The organism is Acinetobacter pittii ATCC 19004 = CIP 70.29 (genome assembly GCF_000369045.1).
Classification (GTDB): Bacteria; Pseudomonadota; Gammaproteobacteria; order Pseudomonadales; family Moraxellaceae; genus Acinetobacter; species Acinetobacter pittii.
In genome coordinates, this window is sequence record NZ_KB849796.1 from 195529 (window position 1) to 215011 (window position 19483).

Genomic DNA, 19483 nt, shown 5'->3' on the forward strand with positions numbered 1-19483 from the left:
GTCCCTATCGTCTAGAGGCCTAGGACATCGCCCTTTCACGGCGGTAACCGGGGTTCGAATCCCCGTAGGGACGCCAATATTTTTTCAGATGTATGCCTCATATAAGTCCCTATCGTCTAGAGGCCTAGGACATCGCCCTTTCACGGCGGTAACCGGGGTTCGAATCCCCGTAGGGACGCCAAATTCTAAAAAGCCACTGCATAACGTCAGTGGCTTTTTTCTTGCCTAAAAAAATGAAAAGCTAATCAATGATTAGCTTTTCATATGCTCTCTCAACCCGCAATTCCCACTTGTACTTCAAGGCGACCTGACTGCACTCGTAGTCCTCTAATTTCAAACTGATCTACGAGCTGCTGCACAAGCTCACGACTTTCTCTCAAAATATTCAAGCCCGGTAAAATACTAAAATCAGTCAAACTTAAAAGCTTTTCAACCATCCATGAACGGTTGTTAATAAAGTCAATAAATCCTGCTTGCTCTAGGTCAATAAACCACATGCGATGCCCATCGCGTTGGATTCCGGGAATATCGCCAATCAAGTGATTAATGAGTGATGGAATAGGCAACATATTTACGACTTCGAAACCAACTCGACCAATACGGCGCACAGCCCAATTTGACAAGGTGCCGCCATGTCGAATCTGAACATCAAGACTTTCATCCATTTGACGTAGGCGTAAGAATTTTTCCTGCCCAATACGACATTCCAATACTTTAAAATCTAAACTCAAACGATACATGAAGCGATGATAATGCCCATCGATCTCGACTTGGAAACTGTCATTGCCGCACTTGATTTTAATATCATCAATTTCTGAGCGATCAATGCGCTTACGAATTTGATTATTTAATAACATTTCGGGTAAGTACAACGTTAAGGTACTTTTGCCCAAAAAAGTTCGCGCCATAATCAACGCGACTTGGCGTGCTGTTTCACTGGTTTCAGACACCATATCTCTTACCGTGCCTGCTGCCAGATTTGTCATTCCGACAACTCCACGTCGTGTATGAGTAGTTACTTGATCGAGTGCGTCCAAAGCAGCATCAGCAACCTCTGCAATATTACGTGTCGTGTCGCTAGCAAACCCAACTGCATCTTGGGCATGTTGCAATGTCTTATGCAGTAATCGACGAGATAATGACGGTTTAGCGGTATCTGGGGTAGCTAAAACCGATGCTGTCGTTGTAGGCTGCGACTTATTGTCATCTTGTTGACCCAAGTCCCTCTCTCCTTTTTATATTTATCCCACATCCTATTCGAGTATTTAAGCTCATTTATTGTGCTAATCACACTTCATTTTTCTGTAGATTAGCATGCTCTACAATATTATTTTAATTTTTATGTGTACGGATAAATCATCTGTTTTTTATATTTCTTTGTTTATTCATAAGTAATTTTTCTGCTAACTCAACGCATTTCATCGTTATCTTACAAATTTTTTTCTTTCTGCACATTTCCGTTAGAATAGATTCAAACTAAATGTGGAGTTCCCATGCAATATCGTTGCCCTAAATGTCAAAGTGTTAAAATTATGCCTGTGAGCCAAGGCGTTAACAGCGCAAAACCTGTCGTTCCTAAAAGTCTGGTTGTCTTGATTCCTGCAATTTTTGTGCTTTTACTGTTAGTAGTCATTAGCATCTTTATGTGGATTTTTGGCAATGGTGCAGGTAGTTCTCTTCAAATCGCAACAGTAGTTGCATTTGTGGTTACTGTAGGGGCAGGTTTTATGTTCTGGCGTGATTTGCCTGATTTTAAACTTTCTATGCAAGCATTTATGCAGTCACAAAAACACTGGAAATGCCGTGACTGCAATAACGAATGGGAAATTTAAAAAAACTGTTCACATCAGCTTAATGCTGATGTGAATGTGCATTGTCTGCTTCATCATGTTTATGCGAAGCATGCCGAGCAATGTGCTGACAATTAATCTCGGCATCGTCCTCAATTTGCAATGTCACTTCACCAATACCATGTTCATGAGAAAGCATTTCAACAGCATCTTGATACAACTTGGTACGATCAGCTTCAGGCGCAAATAAGTGCACGGTTAAATGGATATTTTTAGAAGTAATCGCCCATACTTTGAGTTGGTGAATACTCTCAACACCATTTAAAGAAAGTAAATCTGCACGTAGCTTCTCAATATCGACCTCTTCGGGTACACCTTCGAGCAAAATGTTAATACTTTGCTTAAGTAAAACCCATGTTCTTGGCAGCACCCAAAATCCAATCAGTACCGCAATAAGCGTGTCAATCCAGTACCAATTAGTAAAGTAAATAATAATTGCACCAATAATAACGCCTACCGAACCTAGTGCATCACTCAATACTTCTAGATAAGCACCTTTCACATTTAGGCTGTTATTGGCACTCGACATCAGGATTTTCATTGAGATGAGGTTAATTACCAAACCAATAGTCGCTACAACCAACATTCCCACACTTTGAATTTCAGGTGGCTTAGAGAATCGGATATAGGCTTCATATAAAATATAAATTGCCACCACGAACAGCATGAGTGCATTAAATAAAGCAGCCAGAATTTCAAAGCGTTGATAACCAAAAGTACGCTTATTATCAGCGGGACGTTTTGAAATCTGAATTGCGACCAGAGCAATTGCCAAAGCAGCTGCATCTGTAAACATATGCGCAGCGTCAGAGAGCAAAGCCAGACTTTGTGTGATTAAACCTGCAATAACCTCAACAATTAAAAATGTCGTAGTAAGCGCCAAGGCAATCGTTAATTTCTTGGCATTACCTTCAGTCACTACAGCATGACTATGGTCATGACCATGTTGTCCACCCATTTTGCGGACTCCTTATTATTTATCTTTATGGTGAGGTAAAAGTAACCATGAATTCATGTTTACCTTTACCTATTTCAAATACTTTTCTGACTCAAACTTTTTCATCAAAAAAGATATCTCAAATCGATGACATTATGAATGCTCAACTTTATTCGTCTTGCTTTCATTCATCCATCGATAAATGACTGGTAATAAAACCAGCGTTAGTATCGTAGATGAAATAATGCCACCGATTACTACCGTTGCCAAAGGTCGTTGTACCTCTGCACCAGTTCCAGTTGCCAAAGCCATTGGAATAAAACCAAGTGAAGCAACAAATGCCGTCATTAATACAGGGCGTAGTCGCAGTACAGCACCTTTCCAAGTTGCTGTATGAACATCTAGGGTTGCTCTTAGCTCTTTAATGAATGTGAGCATGACCAAACCATTCAATACCGCAACACCTGATAAAGCGATAAACCCGACTCCAGCAGACATAGAAAGTGGAATATCTCTCAGCCACAAAGCCACTAATCCGCCAGACAAAGCGAAAGGAACCCCGCTAAATACAAGTAAGCTATCTTTAAAGTTACTAAATACCGCCATCAGCAACACAAAGATCATGATGAGCGCCATCGGCACGACGATTTGCATTCTTGCAGTGGCAGAAGCAAGATTCTCAAATTGTCCTCCATAACCCAACCAATAACCGCTAGGTAGCTTTTGCTGCGCCAGTTTACTTTGCATCTCTTGTACAAAAGACCCAAGGTCTCGATCACGCACATTTGCCGTCACAATCACTCGGCGTTTGCCATTTTCACGGCTCACTTGAGCAAGGCCCAGAATATTTTCAACCTTAGCAACGTCTTGTAACTGGATCAGACCGCCGTTTGGTAAGCGAATCGGTAATTGTGCTAGCTGCTGAGGCGTACGCATGTTTTCCTGTAAGCGAATCACGAAATCGAAACGTCTATCGCCCTGTAAAATTTGCCCTACACTCTGTCCTCCAATACTCGCAGCGACAATATCCTGAATGGACTTGACTGATAATCCATATTGAGCAGCTAGTGCATGATCAACATCTACATTAAGTAATGGCAAACCGTCAGTCTGTTCAACTTTGACTTCACTGGCACCTGGAATGCTACGTAGCTGTTGGGCTATTTTTTCCGCTTCCTGATTGAGGATTTGCATATCATCCCCAAAAACTTTCACCCCGATATCACTACGGACGCCTGAAATGAGTTCATTAAAACGTAGTTCAATCGGTTGCGAGAATTCACTGTTATTACCAGGAATCTGATTCACGAATTGCAGCATTCTGGTACGCAATTCATCGATCGTTTCCTTAGGATTAGGCCATTGATCGTGTGGCTTTAATAGAACAATACCATCGGAAATATTAGGAGGCATGACATCGGTAGCAACCTCGGCTGTTCCTGTTCTTGCAAAAATGGCTTTAATTTCAGGGAAAGCTTTGAGTAACTGCTTTTCTACATTCTCCTGAATCTTAAGTGATTCTTCTATGCCTGTGCTCGGTGCACGCATGAGTTGTAGTGCAAAATCACCCTCACTGAGTTGAGGCGCGAACTCACTCCCCACTCTTGTTGCAATTGCACTTGTCAAAATCAAAATGCTGACCGCTGCTGTGACAACAACATATCGAAAGGCATATGCTTTATCGAGTAAGTCTGCATAACCTTTTTTCAGTGTCATCATCCAGCGACTTTCTTTTTCCTTCACTTCACCCGTAACAAACAGAGCTACAGCTGCTGGCACAAAGGTCACGGATAAAATAATCGCTCCCAATAACGCTAGGACAACGGTCATTGCCATAGGGTGGAACATTTTTGCTTCTACGCCTGCTAAAGCAAAAATTGGCAAGTACACGACCATAATGATGATCTGACCAAATATTAATGGTCGGCGTGCTTGTTTAGCGGCGAGGAAGACCTCAGTGAAACGTTCTGAACGTGTTAATAAGCGACCTTTTAAATGCTGCGCTTCAGCTAAACGCCGAATACAGTTTTCAACAATAACAACTGCTCCATCTACAATGATCCCGAAGTCCAAAGCCCCCAAGCTCATGAGGTTAGCACTGATTTTTTGTTCGGCCATACCTGTTAAGGTAAAAAGCATTGCCAATGGGATAATACAAGCAGTGATTAAAGCGGCGCGAAAGTTTCCTAAAAAAATGAAAAGAATAACGATGACTAAAATCGCCCCTTCAATCAAATTTTTAGCTACTGTTTTAATCGCTTTATCTACGAGGCTACTACGATCATAGACTGTTTCAATCACCACGCCCTGAGGGAGTGATCTTTGAATTTCCTGAACTTTATCGTCAATCGCCTTAGCAATAGTTTTACTGTTTTCACCCATCATCATCATGGCGATACCTAAAACAGTTTCCTGTCCATTATAGGTAGCACCACCTGTACGCAAATCATGACCAATCGATACTGACGCTATATCGGCAACCCGTATAGGTAAACCGTTTTTAGTGGCGACCGTAACATTCTGGATATCTTGTATCGATGTCAGCATACCCGGAACACGAACTGTGAGTTGCTGGCCATTCTCTTCAATAAATCCGGCACCACGGTTTTCATTATTATTTTGAAGCGCATCTTGTAAATCAGTGAGTGGAATTTGCAACTGTTGTAACCGTGTCAGATCTGGAGAGACCACGTAGGTTTTGTTATATCCACCAATGCTATTAACCTCGGCTACCCCTTGTACACGTTGTAACTGGGGCCGAATAATCCAGTCTTGAATTTCACGCAGGTCCATCGCGCTATAAGCTGAACCATCTGCTTTTTTAGCATTTGGCTCTGCTTTTACCACCCATTGATAAATCTCACCGAGTCCAGTCGAAATTGGAGACATTTGCGGATCAATGCTATCTGGTAAAGCACTCTTAGCTTCTTGTAAACGCTGGTTAATTAACTGTCTTGCCCAGTAAATGTCAGTACCATCTTTAAAGATAATCGTAACCTGAGAAAGACCATATCTGGAAATTGAACGAGTCTGTTCCAGATTTGGAATACCAGACATGGCATTTTCAATCGGATAAGTGATCCTTTGCTCAACTTCTGGCGCAGTAAAGCCATTGGCCTGACTATTGATCTGCACCTGTACATTGGTGATATCAGGCACGGCATCAATTGAAAGTTTTTGGTAGCTATAAAGTCCGACACCAATCCAAGCAATAACAAACATCATGACCCAAATGGCGTTGTTAATTGAAAACTGAATAATTCGATCAAACAAACCTTCAGCCTTTGGCAAATCAGGTTTATTAATGTCCATGCTCAGCCTCCCCTTTTTCAAGTTCGGACTTGAGCAAGAAACTACCTTGAGTCACATATTGCTGCTTTTCGGTAATTCCGGATTTAACCTCTACCCATTGTGCATCTGAAGAATAATTGCCTAACTCAACGGCAACAGGGGCAAAATGAATTTTGTCCTTCTCCTGTTTTGCAATAAAGACGACATTCTTTCCATCAATCTGTTGTATCGCTGTCTTGTTAACCCGTAATACAGTCGCTGCATTATTTTGTTTCAGTAACACATTGACCATTAAGTTAGGGCGTAATTCTTTTGAAGGTGTCGTTACCTTAGCTCGAACCTGTAAACGACCAGTTTGAGTATCTGCTTCTGAAGTTAGGCTTTGCACCTGCGCTTTAAAAATATTGTTCGTTTGCAACGATTTAAATTCAATTTCCTGATTAGGCTGAATATTGGTATTTGCACTTGGTAGCACAAACTCGACCCATAACTGATCTAGGCGATCAATAACAAATAATTGTTTTTCAGGGCCAATTTGCTCACCAATGACAATATCTTTATTACTGATTACACCACTTAAAGGTGCAGTTAAAACATATCGGCCTTTACTTGAGCGATTCGCCCCCAAAGCAGATAAACGGCTATTTGCAGCTTGTACCTGAATTTGCGCTTGACGATATGCATTGTAAGCGCGCTGGTAATCTTGACGTGCAGAAACCCCTTGTTCCCACAATTGTTTTTCACGTTGATAATCTTGCTGGGCTAATGTCAGTGCTTCTTGTGCCATGCTTAAGTTAGCTTGTTGATCGACTAAATCAGGTACAAATAAAGTCGCAAGCGCCTGACCCTTTTCAACTTGTTGTCCCAACGCAACATTTACGCTATCTACACGCGCAGAAAACGTTGAAGAGACATGTGCTTGCTGGTCTGTATTTACAACAAGTTTGGCAGGATAAGAGAGGCTCTGTTCAACTTCTCCACGTCCTACTTGCTCTAACTTCACTCCATATTCAACCAGTTGCTTAGAAGTCAGGTTTAAACTGCCTTCCTCTTTTTCAGATTCTTCATGACCAGCTTCACCTTCTGCATGCTCTTCTTCACCTTCATCAGTATTAGGCTGTTTCTTTCCAGAGAAAAATAACCAAGCACTTAAAGCAAGGCAGACAATCAGCAGCAAAATAGCAATAAGCCATTGGTTTTTCATTTTTTTAACTGACATTACTCTGCTCCTCCAACTGTCGGCAAGTTATAGGTGTCTTGCCATAAATTTTGATTAATTTGATTTAATGCATCTCCAGACATCACCATATTTGGATCAATCCCGAGAGCTAAACTTTCTGCCTCAATTGCTTTTTGCCAAGCAGATTTAAGGATTTGAACTTTTTTCAAGCGTTGTTCTTGTAATTGAAGGGTAGATTGCTGAACATCGGTAATTGCAAATTTACCGACTTTAAAGCCAAGCAACATTTTCTCTTGTACCGTCTCTGATAAAGGGATTTGTTGCTCATTCATTAAATTATATTGCTGCTTTAACCCCCCTAACTCGTACTGTAGAGTACGAATAGAATTCTGGCTTTGCTTTTTATAAAAGCTTTGCTGCTGGTCAATTAAATCGAGTTTGCTTTGAGCAACTTTGAGTGCATATTGCTGGCGATTAAAAATATTTAAAGGAACTGCTATACCTACTCGGATCTGATTTTCGGTACTGCTCGTTTCTGAGGTTTTACTACGAACCACGCCCATATTTACAGTAGGCGTAGGCCGATTTTTTGCCTTTAAATAATTAATTTCAGAATTTTGTTGTATTGCTTGAAGCCGCAGGGACTGTTCTAACAAATTCTGTTTTAGATATTGATCGATATCACCTTCATTTTTTAAAGGCCACGCACTTTTTATATCTGGACGTAACGTGAAGTTATCTTCTGTCTCACCCCATAAGTTAGCCAATTTTCTTTTAGCACTACTCAGTGATAATTCAACTTCCTGATATAAACGCTGATTTTCAACATGCGTCATGAGAGTTCGATCTAAATCAACCTGAGCAATACTGCCTGCCTGAAAGCGTAAGCGGGTAGCATCAAGAAGATTTTTACTCGTTCTTAACTGGGCTTTAGCAACTTCATGTTCAAGCTCTAAAATAGATACTTGTGACCATAAATATTTTACCGCCAGCTTCAGTTGAGCCTCATATAAAACCTGATTTAACTCAACTTGATTTTGCTGAACACTTGCTAGTTTTTTTGCTGCGGAACGTACACCAAAAATATCTAGTTTTTGCGAGATCCCAAGTTCTAATTCCTGATCTTTTCCAGATTTAAAACCCGTTTGCTGTACAGAAACCGTCGGATTTTCCCATAGCTGGCTCTGTTTGATATTGCTCTCGGCGATATCTTGTTGAGTTTGCCAAATTCCTGTTTGAGTCTGAAACTGCTTAACCTGATCGAGCACCTGTTCAAACGTTAAAACATTCTGTACACGCTGTGGTTGTGTATTCTCAGCAAGGTTCTGATTTGAACTAGCAGCAGTTGTTACAGCGCTAGTTGAAAGCGCAACTGCAACAACTAATGATTTAAGTACCCAAGACGTACTCAGACTAACGAAACTTTTTTCGTATAAAAAAATAGACATAAAATAACCCTATGAAATAAATAATATTTCTGGTGGGTTATTTTTCGGCTACCCCACCTATAGCAGGGTTAAAACAGGAGGCGGGTCTTGTTTAGAGATATGAGGGGACTTATAAGAATTGGACCAATAATATTGTTGTTTTGGCTCAGATGACTGTATTAACGGTGAAACAAGTTTTTCTTGTGCTTCTACAATCACAACATGAAAACATGAAGGCAAATGGTCATGATGATCAGACAAGTTTAAGGGAGCTTTATGAGTCCCTACGATATCTGTCTTTTCCGTATGGCTATGCTGTGAAGCTTCATAACTCAACGCTGCATGATGACCAAAATGATGTAATGCCTTTTCCTGATTTTCATGGGCGCAAAATGCCGCTGCCACATTCCATAAACTTTGGAATATAAGCAAACAGAATAAGACGGACATGAAAAGTGCAGAACGTGGCAACAGCACACCATTAAACTAAGAAGTTGAACAAAGCCACTATAGCAGGCAGTGGGCATGTAATAAAATTACATCTAATAAGTAGCAGTATAGAAGCGATTCTAATCTCGCCTGAGTAAAGATAAGAATAAATCATTAAAAATCTCTATCTTTACTCATAGGAAACTAATTATTAATTAATTAGTTTCCTACAAAATAAAAATTATTTATGCTTACAAGTTAAATGAGGGTTCTTACTTTGTTTAGCTTTTGTTTCTTGCTGAGACTTAATATTCTTTTCGAGGAATATTAACCCTCCATCAGCATGAGCCAAACTTGTTGAAAGAAGTAAAACCATCAAAACCGATTTTGTATTTAGTTTAATAGACATAATAATCACCAGATCTAAATATTCCGAATTTATTTAAGGATTTAATCCAAAAATAAAATTAATTTTTCGCATACCTTAGTTAATCAATTCAGGACAAATCTTCTGAATTTCTAAGAAGCATGCGGATATACTTTCATTTCATTTTTAGAACCAACTAAACAATGAAGGGAGAACACCGTGCAGTCGCAACTCATCAAAAAGTTGGACTAAGGCCGCAACCCAGATAAACCACACCACCTGCGTCAAAAAAATACGGAAATGCTTCGGTGAAACCTGATAGAACTCAGGCTCTTTAAAATTTTTGAAACTTGGTAAAAAGCGTGGAATTGTCTTTATATAATCTGAATATGCAGTTCCATATTTTTCACTCAGGAATGCTTCTTCTTGGCGTATAACAAAATGGTAGTAACAGAGAAAATAAAGCGTGAATACTATTGGAAAGATAAACGTCTCTGTAATCAACATGATCCCGACTCCACCCAGATAACTAAATAGATAGAGTGGATTTCTACATAAAGAATAGGGACCGTCTGTCACCAACTTGGCATTCTTAAATCCGGAAATGTAAAGACTGCACCATATTCTTCCCATTACTCCGATGCCCACAAAAAACCATCCAAAGAACCATAAAATATGTTCTATAAATGCCGCTTGGAAATGCCATTTACTAAAACTTAAAGCAAGAATAATAGCTAAAATCAGCCCAATCACTCGGGAGCTCACAGTTCTAACACGGGGGGTAAATAAAATATTCATTTCCATAAACCTCCATCACTGTGAATCATCAGAGATGAGATAACCGATTCATTAAAATGATATTTTTGTTTTCCGGAAAGATTTGACAGAACCTTATATCCCGCCTTGTCATTAACATAAAGACGTGAATGTTTAAGCGAGTAATCTACATAGAAGATTGCTGCGCTTTGTTTGCACATATAATTAAGCATAAAATAACCCTTTGAAATAAATAAATTTCTGGTGGGTTATTTTTCGGCTACCCCACCTATAGCAGGGTTAAGACAGGAGGGGGATTTAAAGAGCCAAGATACGGAGACTGATAAGAATTAGACCAGTAATAGATTTGTGAAAGCTCATGTACACGCACAAAAGGTTCTTGAGCTTGTTGTGCATTTTCAGTCATCACTACATGAAAACATGAAGGTAAATGATCGTGATGATCTTGCCAGCTTAATGGAGCATTCTCAGAATTTTCTACAATACCAACATGTTCAGTCTGCATATGGTCTGAAGATTGATATACATTTAAATCTGCATGATGACCGAAATGTTGTAATGCCTTTTCCTGATTTTTATGCACGCAAAATGCCGCTGCCACATTCCATAAGCTTTGGAATATAAGCAAACTAAACAAGACGGACATAAAAACTGTAGAACGTGGCAACGGTACACCATGACAGTAAATTGCACAAAGTCACTATAGCAAGCGATACCAATGTAATAAAATTACAAAATGATTTTTGGTTAATTTATCGCTGTTTTAAAAAAGTTTTTCTTTAGAAAAATTAATTTCCTGTTTGAGTTCCTGCAATGTATAAACTATTTTCTACCCTACTCGTTGTCGTCTGTTTAAATTTGAGTGCTTGTGCCACGACATTACTTTCAGAAGCTTTACCTAACGAAACCACAAAAACCGAGAAGATCATTTTAGCAAAAGATCAAATCATTGCTTTAGGACAAGCTGTTCAAAACCAGCAAGAACAAGGGATCATCTTTGTAGGCAAAGACTATAATTATTTAATGACCGAGGGAAGCGCTGAGCTATCAAAACTTCTTCATGCAATCCCAGCAGATCAGCGAAGTCTGACCAATCCGTCCCCACTGGTACTGACCATGGATGATCCCAATCATTTTCATGGAGAACTTCAATTTCTATATAAAACTCCTCTATTCGCTCTTTCTGAACAACAAAAAGAAAATTTAAAAAACCTAGGATTTAAAAATCATTTTGTTGTGATAGAAAATCAAAAAGATGTTTTATATCCTTACGCTTTTCTTAGCTTTAAAGGACAAATATATAAAGCTCCAGACATACAAAAAATTCAACAAACTCTTCCCATTCCTTATCCTATCGCCTTACAGCAAAAAGATGAAATAACAAAGAAACATCCGTTTAAACGTGTAACTCGTATGGCACTTTATCCGTTAGCGATGGCATTTGATGTGGTCACGGTGGCCCCTTCTCTGATCTGGGCAGACTTACGAAGTGACTTTACAAAATAGAAGTTCCTAGGCAAAACTAATTAACTAACTCTTAAGCTGGTTTTGTTTAAAGAAATTTCTTTTGTTTGATATTTATAAATTTTCTCAAAAGTCTTTTGCGTTAAATAATAGCTATTTTTTAATTTTAAAAGCTCTAATTTCCCTTAAGAATGCCACTATTCTCATAGTAGTTTCACTTAGCGTAAAAACACGTGTAACTTTTATGTAAGCCAAAACTTCATTATTTTTCATCCAAATGCGCTATATCACATTTACAAAAAAAAACATAATATTTCAATATAAGGGACTAGCTTAAAAGTGTGAGTCAATTCAATTAAATTGAGGAACAAGGGAGACTATCATGAATATGAAATCAATCAAGTATAGGCTTAATCACTTGTTTGCTTTTGAAAACTTACCTTCTGATATGCATTCACAAGCAGTTGATGAAATTGAACAGGGTTTACGCTTTGAGGAACTAGCCGAGCAAGACCATGAACGTATGCAAAACTGGTTAGATGTAACTCCTAACGATCGAAATGCTATGTGGTGCTACCTACGAGCAGCTTTACGTGGTAGCTCTGACGCTTCTTTTAAGCTTGGTATCGGTTATCTAAATGGTCAATTTGGATTAGATAAAAATTATCGTGAAGCTGAAAAATGGCTACAAAAAGCAGCAAGTCAGGGGCATCCCGATGCTGAACGCTGCTTACAAGAAGCATTTAGCAAGCTCGCATTTTCTTAAAATAAAAAACCAGCCCTTAGGCTGGTTTTTAAATTATCAGAGATTATCCGCTAATTTTTTTGTATTTAGTACGTTTTTGAACAGCGTCTTCACCTAAACGTGACTGACGGTATGCTTCATATTCTGCATAGTTACCTGTGTAGAATTCTGGCTGTTCATTTTCGAATGACAAGATGTGTGTCGCGATACGGTCAAGGAACCAACGGTCATGCGATACCACCATTACCGTACCTGGGAATACAAGAATTGCATCCTCAAGCGCACGTAAAGTTTCAATATCCAAGTCGTTTGATGGCTCATCCAGTAAGATAACGTTTGCACCTTGCTGTAAAATTTTCGCAAGTTGTAAACGGTTACGCTCACCACCAGACAATTCGCCTACGCGTTTTTGCTGGTCTTGGCCTTTAAAGTTAAAACGGCCAATATAAGCACGTGAAGCAATTTCATAATCGCCCACTTTCAAAATATCTAAACCACCAGACACTTCTTCCCAAACAGTTTTGTTATTGTCTAGAGTGTCACGAATCTGACCCACGTAAGCCACTTTAACTGACTCACCTAAAGTCACAGTACCTGTATCAGGTTGCTGTTCGCCAGTCATCATACGGAATAAAGTCGTTTTACCCGCACCATTTGGACCAACGATACCTACAATTGCTGTTGGAGGTACAGTAAACGATAAGTTTTCGTACAATACGCGGCCGTCAAATGATTTGCTGATACCTTCCACTTCCACAACTTTATTACCCAAACGAGGGCCAGGTGGAATGTAGATTTCAGACGTTTCATTACGTTGCTGGAATTCTTTAGAGTTAAGCTCTTCAAAACGCTCCATACGTGCTTTGTTTTTCTTTTGCTGACCTTTCGCATTTGAACGAACCCATTCAAGTTCTTTTTTCAATGCTTTAGCAAAAGATTCTTCTTGTTTCTGCTCTTGTTCTAAACGAGCATTTTTTTGCTCTAACCAAGAAGAATAGTTACCTTGGTAAGGAATACCATGCCCACGGTCAAGCTCCAAGATCCACTCGGCAACGTTATCCAAGAAATAACGGTCATGCGTAATCGCAACGATTGTGCCAGGGAAATCTTTCAAGAAGCGCTCTAACCAAGATACCGATTCTGCATCTAAATGGTTCGTCGGTTCGTCAAGAAGCAACATGTCTGGCTTTGAAAGCAATAAACGGCAAAGTGCTACACGACGGCGTTCACCACCTGAAAGCTTAGTTACGTCTGCATCCCAAGCTGGAAGGTTCAAGGCATCTGCCGCGATTTCAAGCTGGTTATTTAAGTTATGTGCATCCCAAGCATGGATAATTGATTCTAATTTTTCCTGCTCTTTTGCAAGTGCATCAAAGTCTGCATCCGGATCTGCATATTCTGCAAAAACCTGATCAAGGCGCTCTAATGCATCTAAAGCTTCACGCACGCCATCTTCAACGTTACCACGAACGTCTTTAGTCGGATCAAGAGGTGGTTCTTGCTCTAAATAGCCGATTTTAATTCCAGGTTGTGCACGAGCTTCACCAGAGAAATCTTTATCTACGCCAGCCATAATACGAAGCAAAGTAGATTTACCTGCACCGTTCAAACCGAGCACACCAATTTTGGCACCCGGGAAAAATGATAAAGAGATGTCTTTTAAGATTTCGCGCTTTGGCGGAACCATCTTAGACACTCGGTTCATCGTATAAATATATTGGGCCACGCAGGACTCCTCAATTGAAAAACCAATACATCGCATAAGCGATAAATAATCGCGCGTATTATACGCTGAAAACCTCGATGACTTGAAGTTATGATTTCCATCGTACGGATTTATCAAACAATTTTCTTTTTCAATAAGTTGCAAAATGTTTATGGATAAGATTTATACAGCGTTTCAGCGTATATTTTTCTATCTTTATTCCTAAAATTAGAAAACAAACCAGAATTTCTGCAATTTTCTATTTAACTTTTAAGCTAGACTCGCTCAATATTTAACTCACGAAGATGAAGTAATCATGACTTATAAAGATGAAACCTTAGCAATTCATGCTGGCTATTCACCCGAAGCGACAACAAAAGCGGTTGCAGTCCCTATTTATCAAACCACTTCGTATGCATTTGATAATACACAGCACGGTGCTGACCTTTTCGATTTAAAAGTTCAGGGCAATATTTATACCCGTATTATGAACCCGACCACTGCTGTGCTTGAGCAACGTCTTGCTGCACTCGAAGGCGGAATTGGTGCTTTAGCCTTGGCTTCTGGAATGGCAGCGATTACCTATGCTGTCCAAACGATTACAGAAGCGGGAGACAACATTGCCTCCGTCTCAACTTTATATGGCGGAACTTATAATTTATTTGCCCACACCTTACCAAAACAAGGCATTGAAGTTCGCTTTTTTGATTATCAACAGCCTGAAAGCTTACGTAACTTAATTGATGATAAGACTAAACTTGTTTTTGTTGAATCAATTGGGAATCCACTCGGAAATATTATCGATTTAGAAGCAATTTCAAAAATCGCGCATGAATATGGCGTACCTGTCATCGTCGATAATACGGTTGCCACCCCTGCTTTATTAAAACCGTTTCAATATGGCGCCGATATCGTTATTCATTCTCTTACCAAATATATTGGTGGACATGGCAATAGCATTGGTGGCGCGATTATCGATAGCGGCAAATTCCCTTGGGGTAAATATCCAGAGCGTTTTAAAGTTTTGAACACGCCAGACCCAAGTTATCACGGAGTTAATTATGTTGAAGCATTAGGTGAGGCTGCCTACATAGCACGAGCTCGCGTTGTACCATTGCGTAATACAGGTGCGGCTATTAGTCCACTGAGTGTTTTCTTGATTTTACAAGGCCTCGAAACTCTAAATCTTCGCATGGAGCGTCATACTGAAAATGCGCAAAAAATTGCAGAGTATTTACAGACCCATCCAAAAGTAAAATGGGTGAATTACGCAGGTTTAAAAGATCATCCGCAGCACCAGCTTGCTCAAAAATATGTAAAAGGTAAACCTTCTGCAATTTTATCTTTCGGTGTACAAGATGGGCGTGAAGGAGGTACTCGATTCATTGATTCACTTCAGCTATTTACTCGTCTTGTGAATATTGGTGATGCGAAAAGTTTGGCTTGCCACCCTGCAACTACAACTCACCGTCAGCTCAATGAACAAGAGCTTAAATCTGCTGGTGTAAGTGAAGATATGGTACGTCTTTCAATTGGAATTGAGCATATTGATGACTTAATTGCCGATTTAGAACAAGCACTTTCAGCTGTATAACTTTTAAACTATTCATCAAGCCTCTGGAAATAGAGGCTTTTTTCATTTTTCTGTTCACTATATAACTAAAATAATTAATGGATTAAGATACTATTTTAGAGTTTTTACTCTAAATAAATTGTTAAATTTCATATATTTACAGACTAGACAATTTTTAAACATCTATTAAGATAAAGACAATATTTATGAGTTCATCTGGATGAACCTACGGTTGTAAAAAATAAAAATTACATACCGGAATAAATAGTCCCTGCCCCTACTTAGGTAAAATGCTGTGAATAAAAAATTAGAAGCTCTGTTCCAGGAAAAGGTACAAGATAAAGTCATTTTAGTGACAGGCGCCTCGAGTGGAATCGGATTAACGATTTCAAACAAACTTGCTGATGCTGGAGCCCATGTTTTACTGGTTGCCCGTACTCAAGAAACTTTGGAAGAAGTAAATGCAGATATCGAAAAACGTGGCGGTAAGGCATCAATTTTCCCATGTGATCTCAACGATATGGAAATGATTGACCAAGTTTCTAAAGAAATTTTAGCGACTGTTGATCACATTGATATTTTAATTAATAACGCAGGTCGCTCTATTCGCCGTGCTGTGCATGAGTCTTATGATCGTTTTCATGACTTTGAACGTACCATGCAATTAAATTATTTTGGCGCAGTTCGCCTAGTTCTCAATATCTTGCCGCATATGATTCAGCGTAAAGATGGACAAATCATTAACATTAGCTCGATTGGTGTTTTAGCAAATGCTACTCGCTTCTCTGCATATGTCGCGTCTAAAGCAGCGCTTGATGCATTTAGCCGCTGTCTATCTGCCGAAGTTCATGCACACAAAATCGCAATTACTTCAATTTATATGCCATTGGTTCGTACCCCAATGATTGCACCAACTAAAATTTATAAATATGTTCCAACCCTTTCACCTGAGCAGGCTGCTGACTTAATTGCTTATGCAATCGTGAAACGTCCAAAACGTATGGCAACCAACTTAGGCCGCTTAGCTTCAATGACTTATTCTGTAGCGCCAGGCATCAATAATATGTTTATGTCGATTGGTTTCCGTTTATTCCCAAGTTCAGATGCAGCGAAGGGACAAAAAACCGAGAAATTAAACTGGGCACAAAAAGCTTATGCACGTATTTTCCCAGGTGAACACTGGTAATTTTGAGTTAAACGCATAACGAATAAAAAGCGCCTTAACTAAGGCGCTTTTTTAACTAAAGGACTGATCAATCAAGAAACTGAACGTGCCCTGTTTTTACATCATAAATTGCACCCACAACTACGATCTCACCTCGATCAACCATATCTTTAAGCACGCTGCTATTATTAATAATGTACTGGATGTTGTAATGAACATTCATTGCTGTGACTTGACTAATAAAAGCATTACCTAATTCACGTGGCTGCATAATGTCATATACGCTATCAACCGAATGCATTAATGGTCCAAGTACATATTGAATATGTGGCATTTCCTTCACATCAGACACTTGCTTTTGCTCTAAACGCAATTGACATGCACTTGTTACTGCACCGCAATCGGTATGTCCTAAAACAACGATGACTTTAGAACCTTTAGCCTGACAAGCAAACTCAAGTGAACCCAATACTTTTTGCCCAGCAATATTACCTGCAATTCGTAAGCTAAACAGATCACCAATACCGACATCAAAAATCATTTCGGTAGGGGCACGTGAGTCCATACACCCAAGGACTGCTGCAATCGGATGTTGCCCTTCATCTGCAGTCACACGAATTTGTCGGTAAATATCTCGTTGAAGACGTTCATTTTTTACAAAACGTTCGTTCCCTTCTTTAAGTAAGTTGACGACCTGTTGAGGACTCAGCTTTTGTTGCAAGTCATGTGTACTAATATCAATATCAAGTACCGCATCATCAACATCTTGATAGTGCTGTTTGAATCCGACCAATTTAAGATTTACCTGACGTTTAATGGCCGTTTCACTTTGATAATCTTGAATAACTTGATAGATATCAGGATCGATCGAATCACATTGAGTTGCATCAATAATAAGTTGCTGATGTTTATGTACATGTTCCAATGCCGAAATAAGCGCAGAACGATTAAGAAAGGTAACTTGAGAAGGAAGCTCAATACGAGTCACTACGCCATGCAAACGCTTCTCTCTATAAACACGAATACCTTTATTAAAATTGCCATAAAGAATAAAAGCACTACTGGTGAACAGACCAATTAAAATTCCCATTAAAAGATCTGTCAGTAAAATTGCAACTAAGGTAATAATAAAAGGTAAAAACTGTTTCCATCCTTTTTGATAAAGCTGTTTGAATAGTTTTGGATGGGTAAGCTTAAAGCCAGTTACGATGAGAATCGCAGCCAATGCAGACAGAGGAATCATGTTCATTAATGGCACAAAGAACAAAACCGCCAACAGCAACAATACCCCATGAATAATGGTAGAGCACTTACTACGCGCGCCTGTATTTGCATTCACCGAACTTCGCACAATTACTGAAGTGACGGGCATGCCACCTATTAAGCCCGAAACGATATTCCCTGTACCTTGTGCCCAAAGTTCACGGTTCGGCGGAGAAGAACGTTTTTGAGGATCGATTTTATCTGCTGCTTCCAGATTCAATAAGGTTTCTAAAGAGGCCACAACAGCCAGAGTAATTGCGCCTGTGTAAATCATAGGCTCAGCTAAATAGCTAAAATCAGGGAAAATTAATACTTCTTCGGGAGCTTTTAATATATTCGGCAATTGAATGAGGTTATCAATTTGCACTGCCCATGCAGAGCCGATACTCACTAAAACAAAATTTAAAACTGCTGCTAGCACAACTGCAATCAAAGCCGAAGGTAAAGCTAGTTTTTTAAGCGGACTGCTATCCCACGCTAAAATTAAGAATAGACTGAGCAAACCAATAAGCGCTGCGCCTCCATCAAAACGTTGAAGGAAGGCGTCTGGGGTTGAAGTCCAAACCTGTTTCCATGAAAAATCAGAAAGTCCAAACAGATAAGGCAATTGCGTGGCAATCAGGATGACACCAATAGCGGCTAATAACCCTAAAATGACATTATTTGGAATAAAGTTCGCAAAAAAACCTAACTTAAATAATCCAAATAGAATTTGTAGAACACCGGCAAAAATAATACATAATAAAAAGGCGGCATAATTGCCGCCTAATTGTTCTAACTGTACAAGGATGACAGCAGTCAGCCCTGCCGCTGGGCCTGCAACGCTAATGTGAGAACCACTCAGTAAACCCACAATAATGCCGCCCACAATACCTGCAATAATACCAGAGATGATGGGAGCACCTGAGGCTAAAGCAATACCCAAACACAGCGGTAATGCCACGAGGAATACGACAACTCCGGACAAGAGGTCTTTTAAATGAAATCTATTTTTCAGGTTTAAAACCGACATAAAACAACCATTTATAATATAAAGAAATAAGCAAAGTTGTACTATTACAGCCTGAAAGTGAGTAAATGCTTCAAGGCTGGGTTGATAATGTCGAACAACTGAATATCATTAAAGTTTAGTTATGCTATAACGTTGTGTATTTAATTGTGTATTTAACAACGATTTGTTGATCTTAAGATTCACCTCATCTTTACAACTGTTTTTTTCGTATTTCGCTTTTATATAATTATTAAAAAAGTAATATTTTAACCCATAAAAAAAGCCTCCAATTGGAGGCCTTTTTATCAATTAAAGACTC

17 protein-coding genes and 2 tRNA genes are annotated in these 19483 nt (G+C 39.3%); 7 read left to right on the forward strand and 12 right to left on the reverse strand.

The genetic code is table 11. From position 1 onward, the window contains the following. Positions 1-76, forward strand: a tRNA-Glu gene (locus tag F928_RS17385). 29 nt (positions 77-105) lie between these two features. Next, positions 106-181, forward strand: a tRNA-Glu gene (locus F928_RS17390). Between the two features lie 91 nt (positions 182-272). Here F928_RS17390 and F928_RS17395 read toward each other — a convergent pair. After that, the gene (locus F928_RS17395) at positions 273-1220 is read right to left on the reverse strand and encodes a hypothetical protein (protein WP_002116860.1); all 948 of its coding nucleotides are present in this window, start codon (positions 1218-1220) and stop codon (positions 273-275) included. A gap of 273 nt (positions 1221-1493) precedes the next feature. Here F928_RS17395 and F928_RS17400 point away from each other — a divergent pair, with 273 nt between their 5' ends. Then, a complete protein-coding gene (locus tag F928_RS17400) occupies positions 1494-1832 on the forward strand; it encodes a membrane protein (RefSeq protein ID WP_005078496.1) in 339 nt (112 codons plus the stop codon). A gap of 19 nt (positions 1833-1851) precedes the next feature. On the opposite strand, the gene F928_RS17405 is transcribed toward F928_RS17400, so the two are convergent. The 9 genes from F928_RS17405 to F928_RS17440 all read right to left on the reverse strand — a co-directional run bounded on the left by F928_RS17405 (position 1852) and on the right by F928_RS17440 (position 10925). Further along, positions 1852-2808, reverse strand: coding sequence for a cation diffusion facilitator family transporter (locus F928_RS17405; RefSeq protein ID WP_005078498.1), 957 nt, complete (start codon positions 2806-2808; stop codon positions 1852-1854). Positions 2809-2940: 132 nt separating this feature from the next. Continuing rightward, entirely contained in the window at positions 2941-6099 is a 3159-nt protein-coding gene (gene czcA / locus F928_RS17410) for an efflux RND transporter permease subunit (RefSeq protein WP_005078500.1), read from the reverse strand. Then, entirely contained in the window at positions 6089-7297 is a 1209-nt protein-coding gene (czcB, locus tag F928_RS17415; RefSeq protein ID WP_005078501.1) for an efflux RND transporter periplasmic adaptor subunit, read from the reverse strand. The genes czcA and czcB overlap by 11 nt, the downstream gene beginning before the upstream one ends. Next, positions 7297-8706 (reverse strand): TolC family protein, encoded by a 1410-nt coding sequence (locus F928_RS17420; protein WP_005078503.1) that lies wholly within the window; start codon positions 8704-8706, stop codon positions 7297-7299. The genes czcB and F928_RS17420 overlap by 1 nt, the downstream gene beginning before the upstream one ends. A 57-nt stretch (positions 8707-8763) precedes the next feature. After that, the gene (locus tag F928_RS17425) at positions 8764-9156 is read right to left on the reverse strand and encodes a cation efflux protein, CzcI-like (RefSeq protein ID WP_002116733.1); all 393 of its coding nucleotides are present in this window, start codon (positions 9154-9156) and stop codon (positions 8764-8766) included. Positions 9157-9355: 199 nt separating this feature from the next. Then, a complete protein-coding gene (locus tag F928_RS22180) occupies positions 9356-9523 on the reverse strand; it encodes a hypothetical protein (RefSeq protein WP_016805918.1) in 168 nt (55 codons plus the stop codon). 144 nt (positions 9524-9667) lie between these two features. Continuing rightward, on the reverse strand, positions 9668-10285 hold the full coding sequence (gene czcN, locus F928_RS17430) for a methyltransferase family protein (protein ID WP_000425720.1): 618 nt from the start codon (positions 10283-10285) through the stop codon (positions 9668-9670). Beyond that, positions 10276-10470 (reverse strand): hypothetical protein, encoded by a 195-nt coding sequence (locus tag F928_RS22680; protein ID WP_005067033.1) that lies wholly within the window; start codon positions 10468-10470, stop codon positions 10276-10278. Before F928_RS22680 ends, czcN begins: the two co-directional genes overlap by 10 nt. 56 nt (positions 10471-10526) lie before the next feature. Next, positions 10527-10925, reverse strand: coding sequence for a cation efflux protein, CzcI-like (locus tag F928_RS17440; protein ID WP_002060055.1), 399 nt, complete (start codon positions 10923-10925; stop codon positions 10527-10529). 146 nt (positions 10926-11071) lie between these two features. Between F928_RS17440 and F928_RS17445 the strand changes: the two genes are divergently transcribed. After that, positions 11072-11764 (forward strand): YidX family protein, encoded by a 693-nt coding sequence (locus tag F928_RS17445; RefSeq protein WP_005078507.1) that lies wholly within the window; start codon positions 11072-11074, stop codon positions 11762-11764. Between the two features lie 340 nt (positions 11765-12104). Then, positions 12105-12488 (forward strand): tetratricopeptide repeat protein, encoded by a 384-nt coding sequence (locus tag F928_RS17450; RefSeq protein ID WP_002116715.1) that lies wholly within the window; start codon positions 12105-12107, stop codon positions 12486-12488. Between the two features lie 43 nt (positions 12489-12531). Here F928_RS17450 and ettA read toward each other — a convergent pair whose 3' ends face one another. Continuing rightward, entirely contained in the window at positions 12532-14193 is a 1662-nt protein-coding gene (gene ettA / locus F928_RS17455) for an energy-dependent translational throttle protein EttA (RefSeq protein WP_005067029.1), read from the reverse strand. Between the two features lie 295 nt (positions 14194-14488). Here ettA and metY point away from each other — a divergent pair, with 295 nt between their 5' ends. Further along, entirely contained in the window at positions 14489-15766 is a 1278-nt protein-coding gene (metY, locus tag F928_RS17460) for an O-acetylhomoserine aminocarboxypropyltransferase/cysteine synthase family protein (protein ID WP_005078509.1), read from the forward strand. A 274-nt stretch (positions 15767-16040) separates the two neighbouring features. After that, positions 16041-16931 carry an SDR family NAD(P)-dependent oxidoreductase gene (locus F928_RS17465; protein ID WP_005078512.1) on the forward strand — a complete coding sequence of 297 codons (891 nt, stop codon included), beginning with the start codon at positions 16041-16043 and terminating at the stop codon, positions 16929-16931. 67 nt (positions 16932-16998) lie between these two features. Here the strand turns inward: F928_RS17465 and ychM are convergent, their stop codons facing one another. Continuing rightward, positions 16999-19185, reverse strand: a complete 2187-nt coding sequence (gene ychM / locus F928_RS17470; protein WP_005078514.1) for a SulP family inorganic anion transporter — start codon at positions 19183-19185, stop codon at positions 16999-17001. Positions 19186-19483 lie beyond the last annotated feature (298 nt).